At 63.5% G+C, this 12,629-nt stretch carries 14 protein-coding genes and 1 riboswitch; of the genes, 1 reads left to right on the top strand and 13 read right to left on the bottom strand.

Annotation, left to right across the window (positions count from 1 at the left end; genetic code table 11):
- Positions 1-118: 118 nt before the first annotated feature.
- The 13 genes from BR31_RS30785 to BR31_RS0124115 all read right to left on the bottom strand — a co-directional run bounded on the left by BR31_RS30785 (position 119) and on the right by BR31_RS0124115 (position 11,355).
- Positions 119-592 carry a hypothetical protein gene (locus BR31_RS30785; protein WP_051637707.1) on the bottom strand — a complete coding sequence of 158 codons (474 nt, stop codon included), beginning with the start codon at positions 590-592 and terminating at the stop codon, positions 119-121.
- A gap of 197 nt (positions 593-789) precedes the next feature.
- Complete coding sequence (locus BR31_RS31680; protein ID WP_156042602.1) at positions 790-1,143, bottom strand: hypothetical protein; 354 nt, start codon at positions 1,141-1,143, stop codon at positions 790-792.
- A 384-nt stretch (positions 1,144-1,527) separates the two neighbouring features.
- Positions 1,528-1,752: a hypothetical protein gene (locus BR31_RS0124160; RefSeq protein WP_027503236.1), complete on the bottom strand. Its 225-nt coding sequence runs from the start codon at positions 1,750-1,752 to the stop codon at positions 1,528-1,530.
- A 195-nt stretch (positions 1,753-1,947) separates the two neighbouring features.
- Positions 1,948-3,102, bottom strand: a complete 1,155-nt coding sequence (locus BR31_RS0124155) for a phosphoribosylaminoimidazolecarboxamide formyltransferase (RefSeq protein WP_027503235.1) — start codon at positions 3,100-3,102, stop codon at positions 1,948-1,950.
- Positions 3,103-3,126: 24 nt separating this feature from the next.
- Positions 3,127-3,205: riboswitch (ZMP/ZTP riboswitch) on the bottom strand.
- Positions 3,206-3,626: 421 nt separating this feature from the next.
- Positions 3,627-4,013 carry a hypothetical protein gene (locus tag BR31_RS0124150; RefSeq protein WP_156042601.1) on the bottom strand — a complete coding sequence of 129 codons (387 nt, stop codon included), beginning with the start codon at positions 4,011-4,013 and terminating at the stop codon, positions 3,627-3,629.
- Between the two features lie 539 nt (positions 4,014-4,552).
- Positions 4,553-5,278, bottom strand: a complete 726-nt coding sequence (locus tag BR31_RS31675; RefSeq protein ID WP_156042600.1) for a hypothetical protein — start codon at positions 5,276-5,278, stop codon at positions 4,553-4,555.
- 314 nt (positions 5,279-5,592) lie between these two features.
- A complete protein-coding gene (locus BR31_RS0124140; RefSeq protein WP_156042599.1) occupies positions 5,593-5,961 on the bottom strand; it encodes a hypothetical protein in 369 nt (122 codons plus the stop codon).
- 179 nt (positions 5,962-6,140) lie between these two features.
- Complete coding sequence (locus BR31_RS31670; protein WP_197023702.1) at positions 6,141-6,350, bottom strand: hypothetical protein; 210 nt, start codon at positions 6,348-6,350, stop codon at positions 6,141-6,143.
- Positions 6,351-6,919: 569 nt separating this feature from the next.
- Positions 6,920-7,627: a hypothetical protein gene (locus tag BR31_RS0124130; RefSeq protein WP_027503231.1), complete on the bottom strand. Its 708-nt coding sequence runs from the start codon at positions 7,625-7,627 to the stop codon at positions 6,920-6,922.
- Positions 7,628-7,918: 291 nt separating this feature from the next.
- Positions 7,919-8,299, bottom strand: coding sequence for a DUF6188 family protein (locus BR31_RS30780; protein WP_051637706.1), 381 nt, complete (start codon positions 8,297-8,299; stop codon positions 7,919-7,921).
- A gap of 2 nt (positions 8,300-8,301) precedes the next feature.
- Entirely contained in the window at positions 8,302-10,323 is a 2,022-nt protein-coding gene (locus tag BR31_RS31665) for a hypothetical protein (RefSeq protein WP_156042597.1), read from the bottom strand.
- Positions 10,320-10,667, bottom strand: a complete 348-nt coding sequence (locus BR31_RS29895) for a hypothetical protein (RefSeq protein WP_231496685.1) — start codon at positions 10,665-10,667, stop codon at positions 10,320-10,322. Before BR31_RS29895 ends, BR31_RS31665 begins: the two co-directional genes overlap by 4 nt.
- A 34-nt stretch (positions 10,668-10,701) precedes the next feature.
- On the bottom strand, positions 10,702-11,355 hold the full coding sequence (locus BR31_RS0124115) for an MspA family porin (protein ID WP_231496684.1): 654 nt from the start codon (positions 11,353-11,355) through the stop codon (positions 10,702-10,704).
- A gap of 871 nt (positions 11,356-12,226) precedes the next feature.
- Here BR31_RS0124115 and BR31_RS30775 point away from each other — a divergent pair.
- Positions 12,227-12,529, top strand: coding sequence for a hypothetical protein (locus BR31_RS30775; protein WP_051637703.1), 303 nt, complete (start codon positions 12,227-12,229; stop codon positions 12,527-12,529).
- The last annotated feature ends 100 nt before the right edge of the window (positions 12,530-12,629 follow it).

The raw sequence follows: 12,629 nt of genomic DNA, 5'->3' as shown, positions 1-12,629 counted from the left end.
CCGTGATCACCGAACTCAGTCCGTCGCTGAGTTCTCAAACTCGTAAGTCTCCAGACATGCCGGGGCGATTCACTCCGCCCGAACGGTCGGATTCGACGGGTTCTCGACCCCACACCTGTCAGCCGAGTTGGTGCAGTGGCATCGCTGATCTCTCCTGGCCCTCCGGCCACAGTTGCATCAGGTATCGCTCGACCAGATCGTCGCCTGCCTCCTGCAATTCGACACCCGAATCCCGCCCTGTTGCATACAGCCGAATCCGGTAACACCCGGGCCGCGAGATCAAACTGTCGGCGAGGAGCATCTCGTTTGCGTCGAGGTCACGAAATAGGACTTCTCCGGACTCGAACCGTGTCGAAACCTCTTGACACTGCTCCCACCCGGCCGCCTGCATCGGCGGCTGTGCGGAGTGTTCTTCAGCTCGAAAGCCGACCGCACCCAATGGCGTCCCGGTGGTAACCACCAGTAGAAACTGGCTCTCATCCCACGTAAGCATGTCACCAATCCGGCCAGGAAAATGGCCCGGAAGCGGCGAATCTGCCTGCTGGAACGGAAGCATAGACCCAGGCTGCACCTCGAGGTCGGCCTCGATCACTCGCGCTCTTGATTCCACCACTACTCCCTACTAGTCCAGGTTCCAGATCCAGCCAAGCAGCCGATCCCACGACCGTACAGTCGAGGTACGACCGTGGTGGGGTTCATCTCTCGGCGCGGATCCGGCACGGATTCAGTTTCACTGATACGAGTGTGCAAGCAGAGGAGCTACCCGTTGCCGAGGCACAGCTGGACAACTTACGCAGTCATCTGGCCGGTGTTGTGCGCCATGCTTTTCGGGGCAGTTGTGACGTCAGGTTTCTCCAACGGTCGCGCAACGGCGATTCCGATCGGCCTCCTTCTGTCGTTGCCGGCCGGGTTGTTTCTCGGCGGGATCGCCATCGCTGCGGGGAACGCCGCGCTCGCGGTGATCCGGAGAGGAATTCTGCGCGACAGCACCGTTGGGAGGATTCTGCTCTTCACTCTGATCACAGCCGTCGCGGTCACCTCGGTCGCTAGTCTTCCCTTCCTGATGGGTGGTAGTTCGACGGTGGCTGATGCGGTCGCCCCGCTGTCGATCCTCTTTGCAGCCGCGATCGTTGGGGCTTCCACATACGCACCGCTCGCACTCCGGGGTGACGCCCCGCGACATTGACTCGGGCTCGATAAGCTCAGCGGGCCGAGCCGAGGCCGGCAGGGCTGCACGTCCCCGGACTGACAAGACTTGGAACTCTTCCAGATTTGTGTGATCTGGAGCCATCCTTAAGTGTAATTACCGCCTGGTAGGCCTATCCAATCCGCGTGCAGCCCACCACGCTCCGCCATGGGTGAACACCCTTCCAGTTCCATCCATCCATCGGGTGTTCACCCATCAACGCCCGTTGCGTTCACCAATTGGACCCGCTGCCGGGTTCCCTAACTGCGGGTCCGTGACTGGTTTCATCAGCGGATGGCGGTCGGTTCGCGAACGCGGAGAGTGGCCCTGTCTCCGACTCGTCAGTTGGGAGTTTGCTCGTCGGTTGTAAGGAGCACAGTGCCGAAGAGCTTTCCGGCGATCCACGTGATGGAGTGCGAGATGGAGACGACAACCTGGCCCTCGGCTTGCCAGGCGAGAGCGGCCGCAGTCGAGGCGTGATTCGCCAGATCCGCCGTCAGCTTCGCGAGATCGTCGTAAGGACCGAGCTGGATGGTCGCGATTTCGTAGTTGTGGTCAGCGCTCACAGATCGCAGCGTACGGCCGGCGGCGGATCCAGACGGATTGATTGCTATGTCCTGGTATCTGAAGCCCTCATTAAGTGTGGTTACCCGACTGGTCAACCTATCCAGTTCGCATGCGGCGCAACACGCTCCGATATTGGTGAACACCCCTCCATCCATTCTCTTCACTCTCGTTTCTCTTCCCTCTCTCCTCTCCGCTCAATGGTGGAACAACCGCGTCCCGGTGTGAATGAGGGTCAATCCCAACTCTCGACAGGCCTCCACAACCTCGCCCGTTCGGGTGGACCCGCCAGGTTCGACGACGTAACGCACACCGAATCGACTCGCGTGGTCGATGTTGTCGCGGAATGGGATGTATCCGTCGGAGACGAGGGTGGCCTCCGTGAGTCGAGCGAGCCATCCGACACGGTCAGCGTCCTCCACTTCCGTGACCTGTGCGAGAGAGGCCACCTGCGCGGTGAGCGCTGTCCACTGGGAGTCCGTCACACCGTCCTCGGCAAGGCGGACTTGCCAGTTCAGCCGGTCTTGCCGGGACATCCCCTCGACGAATTCGAGAGCCTCGATGGCCGGCAAACGACGCAGCCACCAGATGCCTGCCTTCGTCCCGGCGAGCCGAGTGCAATCCACTCGGGACTGCTGACCGGCCCCGACGCCAATGGTCATGCCGTCCTTCACGTAGGCCACCGAATTCGACTGCGTGTAGCGCAGAGTGACCATGCCCAACAGTGCGTCGCGGATCGTGCCCGGACGCAGCGCGGCGCCGTGCACCACGCGCAGCAGATCCGCCGTGATCGGCGTCTGGTCGCGTTCTTGCTCGAGCACCATCCCGAACACCTCGCGGTGTTCCCACGACGGCGGCTCGTAGGACGCATCCACCTCGAGAATAAGGAACGTGCCACGCTTCTTCCGGGCCAGGATCTCCACCGTGCCCGGCGCGAACCCCGGTGCGATGATCCCGTCAGAGACGACACCCGAAAGTAGGTCCGCCAACTCACGGTCCACCGGCTCCGAAACTGCCACGAAATCCCCGAACGATGATCTCGGGTCGATGTCCCGCGCACGTACATAGGCAGCAGTAACTGCACCAACGTCACCGTCGCCAAGATCCCATGCGCGACGCATGGCCTCGTCCACATCACCCGCCAGGGCAGCGCCGGCCGGCGAGACGTGTTTGAACGAGGCCGCCGCCGGGACACCCGTGACCGCGGCGGCCTCTCGGACCAACTGCCACCCGTTCAGTGCATCGAGATAGTTGATCAACGACGGGGACCCGTGAATGACCCGAACCGGTGGCGCCTCGGGCGGTGTGATGCGGGCGCGCTGATGCGGATTCATCCCATACCGCAGATCCATGGCGGTGCTCCTCAGTAGTCAACTGAGGAGCACCCAGGCGTACGACGCTCCGAAATTCGCTTCCTTGTGGTGTCCCACTCAAACGCCAGTCGCGATACGGGCGACGCTAGCACGGTCAAACCAGGAGCCGCGGCCTTGGCGCCGTCCGAAATACCGGTGTCGCTGCGTCGACGAGAGGGACCGCGACAGCAATCCGGGCACAACCGATACGTCCCCTGGTTGGTTGTCTGCAATCCAGAACTTCTCCAGATTGGTGTGATCTGGAGCCCCCACTAAGTGTGATTACCGACTGGTCAACCTATCCAATCCGCATGCAGCCCAGCACGCTCCGCCATAGGTGAACACCCCTCCATGCCCGCCGGCCGCGCCGCCGCCGTGCCGGCCAACCGCCGCCGCCCGCCGCGCGCAGTGCACGTCAGGATCTGCTGTGGTTCCGGCTTGGGACAGGCCAGGCGTTCGTGATCAGCGCGCCGCCGCCAGCCAGCCGGGCAAGGTGCGGCAATAGGAGCACGGCTGGCCAGCGGCTACCGGGCGGGCGTCACCGCACTCTGCCGCTCTCGGGCAGCCTCAGTAGTGCCCCAGATTGTGCGTTCACCGTTGTCACGGAACGACATTCCCACGCCTTCGATCCCCCAGTTCACCATGCCGAACTCTCCGGGCATCGCCGACGACGTCGCACCCCAGGTGTCGCCCACGCCTGGAACCTGAACAACGTCCCACCCTTCGGGGAGGCGAATCGTGACGCCCTCGGCGTTGCAGTCGTGGAGCATGGGCTGATCGAGCTGATCGATTGGAACTTCGCCCTGCACATCACATCGCGGTAGGTCTTCGAACCCAGGCGTGATGGTGTTGCGGTCGCTCATATCGAGGCAGCCGACGAGCAGTAGCGACAGCGCTGCACCCGTGACCACTGACCCCACTCTGACCACGGGAGTAGCAGGCGGAGTGGGGCTCGGTCCGGGCATAACATCCAATCTCCCATATCTGCCTGCCCCCGCTGGGTTCACTGACAGGGGCGGACAGCTGCGGCGGGACACCATTGGTCGACCTCAAGGTAGCCGCGACCGTTGCCTGTCGGGATTGAGAACTGGGCCCGGGCCAACCATGCCCCTGTCGAGGTCCTGGCCCATGCGCTCACATATCCCGGCACCTGCACGTCGCAGACGAGGCCCTCGGCGCGGACCCGCAGCGGGATGGTGTTCGCCGGTTGTCCCCCAGACGGGCCGATGGCTGCGGCAACGTTTTGTGCACTGGCGGACATCTGTCCACGTAGTGTGCGCGACCATGCGCGAGTCCGGCTGGCGGGTGTGTGTGACCCCGCGAGAACTGTCACGACGGCCGTCAGCGCCGGCGACTGATCTTCTGTCCGAGGATTGGACGAAGTGGCTGTCTCGGTCCGGCCTACTACGGCGCCCTGAACGGACATCCCACCGTCCGGGATATGGCAAGGTCAGCGGCCTCGGGCACTCCGATACTCTGGAAACCTATCTGCCAGAGCTTTATCGAACGCGGCAACACGCTCGAACGAATCCACATTCGGCTGCGGGTGATCGCGTTCGAGGTGCGCCGCCATCAATCCCGCCGCCTCCGCGAAATGGCCATTGACGATACACAGGACAATTGTCGCTCGCAGAACGCCGGGGTAAATCCGGTCGGGCGAGACTCCTCGGATCGGCTCCTCGGCCACCCGCATCAGCTTCTCAAGTGAGTTGCGATCGTCGAACCATGTCGCAACCGCCCCGGATACGCGACGTTCAAACCACTGCACGGCAGTCGGCACGTCCGCTTCGGTGATCACCCATGGCGCCTTACCCACCGACTCCACACCCGGCAGTTCGTTGAAAAACCGCAAGTCAACGCGTTCGAGGGAGGGACTGTCCGGCCCACGGCCTCTGAGCAGTGCGTCCGAGGACATTGATCGTAGTATGTCACCTACCATCGGCGATATCAGAAATGCTGTTCCCGTGCATCTCGTGGCACCGTCCCTCGAATACCCAATAAGTGCTTCCACAGCAGCGATGGTATGCGGAATGCCAACACCATCACCCTTGAACCAAAAGGCATCCTCATTACTCTCCACTAGGGGTTCATACGGCATGTATCCCGCGCGCGCCATTGCATCGGTCAATTCCTCTTTAACCATATTGGCAATACGGTCTCTTTTACGGGCAGCCACAACCTAATCCTTCCAGGTGGGATCCCCCACCTCTATCGTCGACGGGTGATCGCTCTCGACGGCATCCGTCACACACCACGATGCACACATCGCCAGTGCCGCGATTACGGCGGTGATGCCGGGAATCGTTCGAACACCGGACAGACCTAAACCCGGTCTACAAGATGTTCACCACGACGGGCATCGGCGGATCCACGACGCGGTGCGGTGGCGGGTCGAACTCCGCCCGCCAACTATCGAACATATGAGCGATTCTAGCGCCTGGTGTGGCGCACACACCACACGTCCCCGCTGGCTGCACTGGCGCATCGCCGTCAGCACGGCAACGACACCAGCCGCTCCCCCACCAGCTGCAGGTCCTCGTCGAGCACCAGCACCGGCACCGTGAGAACGGAGCGGCGACCGAGCCACCCGGCCCGGTCCGCCTTCAACCGGTTGCGCAGCCACAGCACCTCCCGCACCGGTTCGTGCCCATGGGCGCCGGCCACCTCGCCGTCGAGCACCAAGTTCAGTACCTCCGTGATCGCGTCGTCGAGGGTTGCCGGAGTCGCGGCGGCGACCGCGGCGAGCGCAGCAGCGGTGATCGCAGTGTCAGCGGAGGGCTCCCCAGCATTTGCCTGGGTCAGCCGTTCGGCGGCACGGGCGATGGTCCGGGCTTCGGGAGTCGCTGCGGTGTCGGTCATTGGTTCCTCCTGCGGGGTCACGGTTGATGGCTCCACGATCTGCTGGGCCACCTTCTGGAGTTGCACCCCGGCAGTCCGGCGAAGGCGGGGGTGCTCGCCAGCGAGCACCCCCGCGAGACCTCGAGGCCGACGGCCGTGAGCACGGCGGCAGTTAAAGTCCTGCGGCGCACGGCTGGATCTCAGTCGACCAGCTCCACAGTCTGCTTGCCGTAGAACTCGTCCGGATGCCGCGAGAAGTACTCCTCGATCGCGGCGGCCCCACATACCCGCGTGAAATTGAGTTGAACGGTCGGCAATACGTCAGAGGAGACACCAGTCGAACTGTGTCGCAGCTCCCTGGTGTTGCGATCCATGAAAGAGAGGTTCGCCCGTTTGCCGTCGTAACGCATGTCGGCTCACCCGGGTGGGACGTTTATGCGGTGAGCGGGCCAGGCACCCCCACCGTCCTCTACCTGGCTGTACAGCCAGGTGAATATCTTCCATACGCACTGCAGGGCGGGCCATAAGGGATCTCCCCGCAAGGCATTTCGTCGACACGGCACCGATCACTCAAACCGGAACCTCGACCGTGCGGCTGGCAGTCGCGCAGATCTGGAAATACTCCAGATTTGTGTGATCAGAACCCCCGTTAAGTGTGATCACCGACTGGTCAACCTACTCAATCCGCATGCAGCCCAGCACGCTCCGCCATTGGTGAATACCCCTCCACTTCCACAGGGTGTTCACCCATTGAGCCCGGTTGAGTTCACCTATTGGGCCCGGGGCCGAAATTGGGCCCCGATTTCCGTCACGACTCCGCCCAACGGTCGGATTCGGCGGATTCTCGGCCTCGTTGCCGTGCGATTCCCACACAGACTGGGCCGAATCGCGCTCTCGGGGCGGCTACCAATGGTCGTTTCCGCAGTGTGGTCGAGGTTGGACCGCGGAATCCGTGGATTTCGCTGTCGGGGCGGGGTCGCTATCTGCCGGATTCGGCGGCGACTGAGGACTTCTCGTGACGTCCGGAGGCCATGCGACGTAGTCGTCGCTGTGGTGTGCGTTCCGGTTCCGGCTCGCCGAGGTACCGGCCCCATGGGTCGAGGAGCTCGCGCTTGGAGTACCAGTCGTACAGGATCAGTAGATTGAGTGCGGCGAGGGCGAATCCGGCGAGCAGTGTGTAGCGGCTGATCCCGAAGCCGCGGAAGTACCCGCGGTGCACGTGCAGCCTGTTTTGCTTCAAGTCTGCGAACACGCTCTCGATGCCGACCCTGCGGTGATATGACGCCTCCCAGGCGAAGGTCCCGTGTTGGAACGGCATCCGCATGTGGGGGTAGTCCGTGTCGTGCAGGGTGATCGTGCGGCCGCACCCACATTCCTCACCGCGCGTGCATGAGGTCGTGGGCAGGCTCTGTGTCGCGCGCATCGAAATTGGGTTGTTTGGACACCGCACACGGGCGGGCTGGGCGGCGGGCCCGCGATAGCGCCGAGACCCGTCGGGATGGCGGGCGTCGTGCGGGACGAAGGCGTACGCCTGACGCGCCTGATGACGTCGCTCGAGGCGCTCCCGTTCGTCGTCGGACATATCGGTGTCGATCGGGTCGAGGTCGCACAGACCTTCCGGGAGGCTGTCCGCGTACAGGACGCCGTCGATCCAGAGGGTGTGCGTGCCCTCGGGGCCGGGATGCATCCCGCGCTGGTGCGGGTGCAGGTCGTAGATCGTGGTGTACCCGCGTTCCCACCACAGCGATGGACAGCGCGGGGTCGGCCTTCGCCTTCGGGCTGAGCAGGTTCTGTAATAGTCGGGCCGCGAGTTCGTCTCGCCGGATCACGCCACTCAGGAGACGCCATCAGTTCTGCGACAGTGCCATGCACTGACGCTTAACAGGCTCCATACGGTTGGGGTCACCATGTGCGGCTAACGATCCGATCATTCCTAGATCACCAACGACCACCTGGCGCCAGCGCGCCAGGCGAGCGGTCAAGCGTTCGCCTCACCTGACCCCCAGGTCGCTAGGCCACCCCCAGGCGTAGCAACAACCCGGAACCCGTTGGTGCCGCTCAGTGTCCACGCCTCATAGTCCGTATCCGGTTGAACCGCAAGACTCTGTCCCCCGGCAAAATTCAGCACCAGGGAACCATCTTCGCTTGCGAGCGCAGTAACGATCGGCTCCTGAAACAGCTGCAGCAGCACTTCCCTGTTGGTCAAGCCTTCGGGAGATACCTCGACCGGTTCGCCGACCGACGGATTGAATATAAAATCCGATCCTATCGACAACTCGAACCCGCGGTCGGTGACCACTGTGACAGCAAAGTCGAAACACAGCCTCGAAACAACATCGCCCGTCATGCGGAGATCCATCGCTACCATCCTTCCGGGAGGGGATATGACCCGTCCGAGTTTCTCGGAATGTGTGTCTCTGCCCTCGAACCAGGCTTGCCATTGAGGTTAACGGGCTGGCCGTGCTCGTTGTAGAAGCGAACATAGCCGTTGGGATAGCGGGGAGTTCCATCCATGATTCGAATCTGGTTCGCGTTCCCCTCCGAACCTGATGGCTGCCAAACCTGCCCTTTTCCGTTATCGGAGGGGCGCGCCTGCCAATCGGGAGCAACACCGTCTGGAAGACGCCCGGGGGACTTGTCAGGCGACGTAGCACCGACAGGCGCAGGGCTCCGACCAGCTTGTCCGGACCCGAGCTCCTCGACGGCTTTACCCGCACCGCCGAGAGCTCTGAGCCCCCTGAACGCGGGAAGCATTTGGAGGATTTGGCCGGGTCTCGAGTCAAGCGCGTCGGTAATCGTTTGCTGCTGAACTCGGCCTTGGTCCAGACGCCGCGCGGATGTCAGAACCAGTTCGCTATTTTCCGTGGTGTAGAAGGCCAGCCAACCAGATTCAGGATCGTATACGCGCCAAGGGTTTCCTTCTTCGTCGTAGTCGATTTGCAGCGAGTTCATGGGGCCCGCTACGCCATCAGGTTGTTGGTCCGCGAGCCCGTCGAGCGTCGGGTCACCGGACTCGCCCGGAGGTGGCGTCGTGTACTCGTCACCGGTCACCGCGGCACCCCATGTCTCCGGAGTCACCGCAACGCCCGCACTCTCCTGCTGCTCCTGTATCGCGCCGAGAGCCGTATCCGGGGGAATGTCGTCGGGCCCCTGGAGCGCGGTCGGAGGCACAGGGACATCCGACTCTGCTCCGGACACCCCGAGCGCCCCAGCAAGGTTGTCGGGCGTCACCGGAACACCTTCAGGATTGTCTGCGAGTCGCTGGTGTGCGGCCTGCCGCTCACCTTCGAATGCAGGGGTGCCAGGGCCGACGAATCCGGCGGTAGCCTGATCCTTTGCGCGTTGCTCGGGCGTGTACTCCGGGTCGGCGAGAATCGGGTACACGGTGCCGGGTTCCGGGTCGATGTGCTGGACGAGTGTCTCGCCCTCCACGTCGTACCAGGTTCGGACCGGGCGCCCGAGCGCGTCAAAGGACCAGGGCGCCTTGACACCTCCAACGATTCGGCCGTCGGCGTCGAGAATGTAGACGGAGCCGTCGTTGTTGGTGCGCATGGAGCCACCGGCGGGCATGTCCTGACGAAATCTGTACGTGCGCGGCGAATCCTGATCGAGCATGAGGACAAACGTCTGCTCGCCGCCGTCTGGTTTCGCCACGGTCAGCCGTCCCGATCCGCCCGACCATGGCCAGCGGCCACAGGCGAGTGAACCCCGACCGAAGCGGGTGGCACCGGCGAGGGCACCGCCGAGGCCGGCGATCAGAAGCAACAGGGCTTCAGGATCCTCCGAGCCGCTCTCGGTGTAGCCGCCGGACGGGATCGAGGGGACCACTGCGGCAGGGCCGTTGGATTCCGCACGGGTGAGCTGCTCACCGTTCGGCGCACCCCGCGTGGCCTCCACCTGCCCGGTCGGAAGCGCTGGATTCGGTAGCGCGGTGGTGGGAGTCGGCGGGGTCGTCCGCTCGTTATCCCGGGTCGGTTCCGTCTCCGCAGATGAAGGCGCGGGCAGTCCGGGGACCGGGACGATGTCGGTTCCGCTGTAACTCGGCATGTTGGTTGGCGCGTTCGCACCGACCTGCGGACCCGATCCGCTCGCACCGGCCTCCAGACCGGGCAAGGCCGGAGTCGTCGGCGCGGCAGAGGTCGTTTCCGCTGCGATGCAGGGATTGATCGGCTCCGGGGGAGTCGGGGCACCCGGGGGAAGAGAGTTGACCAGGTCCAGCCAGATCTGGTGGTCGCGGTCGCGGACCGCCTGGCAGTCCTCTTCAGGAGTCGCCGATGCGGTTGGGGTACCAAGTGCTGCAATGACTCCCGTACCACCGGTTGCCAGGGCGCCGACTGCGGCGGCGCCCGCCACTGCGCGCGCGATCCGCGGCAGCCGGGTCACTGCCTGGGGCCCTGCCGCCGGCCCGTTACCGCCGCTCCGATCACCGTGTCAGTTCCCCACCAGAACAGACGGCCAGCGATCGACATGACCAGGAAGAACCCCAGGTACACCCACACCCGGCCATACTTCGAGGCCCACTCGACGACGGTATCGAGATTCGCGAAGGCAAGTACCAACAGCGCGAGGCCTGCCACGAACGCGATCACTGCCCGTGCGATCACGACACCATCAACGCCACCATCCGATTCGCCAATGGGTGGTTGCGGCCAAGTCGCCGAAGTGCCGTCATGTTGGTCGGTCCGCCGAGCTGGCGGCGATTGTCTGCGGTTCTCGGTGCTTGTCATTCTTGTTCCCCCCTGATCGAGTTTCTGCGGACCCTTACAACCAGGTGGGCTCGGAATACACGTAGAGACTGTCGTCGGACGCCGAGGTCGACACCGCAAGCATCGAGTAGGAGCGGATCGAGACGCCGCCGAAGCAACCGTCGATCTTCACGTGCAGATTCGACGTGCTCACCGACGCCTTCGCACCCTCGAGGGTCTTCTTTCCCAACGGAATCGTCGTGATGGTGCCGGGCTTGATCTGCGTTGATACCGACGGGCCGACGTTCGCATTCACCCCGGCGTTCGGCCCGGTCACCGACACCCCCACGCTCGGCCCGAGCGAGGCGGCCAACCCGACCGTGACACCGGAGGACACATCGACCTGGCACCCGACCTGCAACCCTTGCTCGATGTATCCGGTTCGGACCGCGCTTGTGCCGCGGCCCGTGATCGTCCCGGTCGTCCTCGAGGAAAAGAACCCCTCCCGCGTGAACTGCGTAAAGGCAAGATTCGGAACCGAATTCGCCGACAGCTCCGACGCCTTCACACCGATGACCCAACCGTCGTCGGTCGTCTTGGAATCCGCTTTCGACTCCAAAGCGGTTGGCACCGCCGACGCGAACCCCGAACCACCCAACATCACCACACCAGCAGCGACCGAAATGACGACAGACTTCTTCCACAATGACGACAAAGCCAACGTTCCCACCCCTGAGATTTCTTGTAGCGGCCGGTTCTACACGGCCATTCCGTTCTCAAAGTAACTGAACCGCGCGCAAGGCCGGGTCAATCGCGTGGAGAGGTCCGTCACGGCCGCGGCTAGTCGCACATGCCGCACTGAAGGCGTCGAAACCTCGAAGACCAGGCTCACGCAGCGCTCGAGAAGGTACTTCCAACACCGGCACCCATCCCCGCTCGGTCTCCGCGCGCTCAGCAGCGCACATCAATATCTGGAACTGATCCAGATTTGTGTGATCTGGAGCCCCCGCTAAGTGGGATTACCAACCGGTCAACCTATCCAAACCGCATGCAGCCCAGACCGAACGGACATAGGTGAACACCCCTCCATCCACCATCCATCATCCATAGGGTGTTCACCCGAAATGCCCGGTTTGGTTCACCCATGGACACCGCGAACGATCCCATCACGCGGAAATCAGCTGGCTCAGGGTTTTCAGGATCAGATCGCCGGTTCGGACGTCTCAGATCGTCAATTCAGGTGACGGATTGTGCGGTCGCAGTCGCTCCATAGGGCCGAGAAGGGCCGCGATCCGCGAATGTGGCACGTTCAACCACCGGGTTGGTACATCGGCGACTAAGACTCTGTCACCGAAGCACCGAGGACCTGCGATGAGACCGAGACTGCCCCCGGTTTCGTTGCGTGGCAACCGGGGCGCCCCGCCCCTCTCTTCTCTCCGGGGCTCCCCCATCCATCCATACCGCCAACCGCCGGCGACCCAATTCATCCACGCCGCCAAACCATCTCCGGCCCCCTCCGCCTGCCTGCCGTTGCATTCCATCCCCGCGCGCGGCCGCCGCTACCGGCCGGGCCGCACCGCATGTCAGTAGGCTCGGCACTCATGGTTGCGGACTTGGTTGCGGAGGCCGGGCTCAGCGAGTGCGCGCGTACCGACATGGACTGCATGCCTGGATTCGGCAAGCTCCTGGTCGAACTCGCGCTCGCCGGCGCCTTCACAGTCCTATGGCTGGCGCTTGCAGTGTCCGCTTCCGTCGCCATCCTTTCGTGGAGCACCAGGATCTTCGAGCGCGTGCTTTGGGTGGCCGCTGTATGGGTCGCTCCGCTGGTGGGCGCGATCGCGTGGTTCATCCACGCGCGTCGCCATCAGACGTCCGGGAGGCAACCGCGCACCGAGGTCCTATAGGTACGTTCGACCACGCAATCGAAGCCGCGGCTTCCTCGCCTGATAGCCGGCCTCGCTGTTCATACCTCCTGGAACCGTTCGGCAACCAACGGCGGGATTG

This window comes from Rhodococcus sp. UNC363MFTsu5.1, assembly GCF_000686785.1.
In the GTDB taxonomy this organism is placed as follows: Bacteria; Actinomycetota; Actinomycetes; order Mycobacteriales; family Mycobacteriaceae; genus Rhodococcus_G; species Rhodococcus_G maanshanensis.
This window is presented reverse-complemented; position numbering and strand designations above follow the sequence as displayed.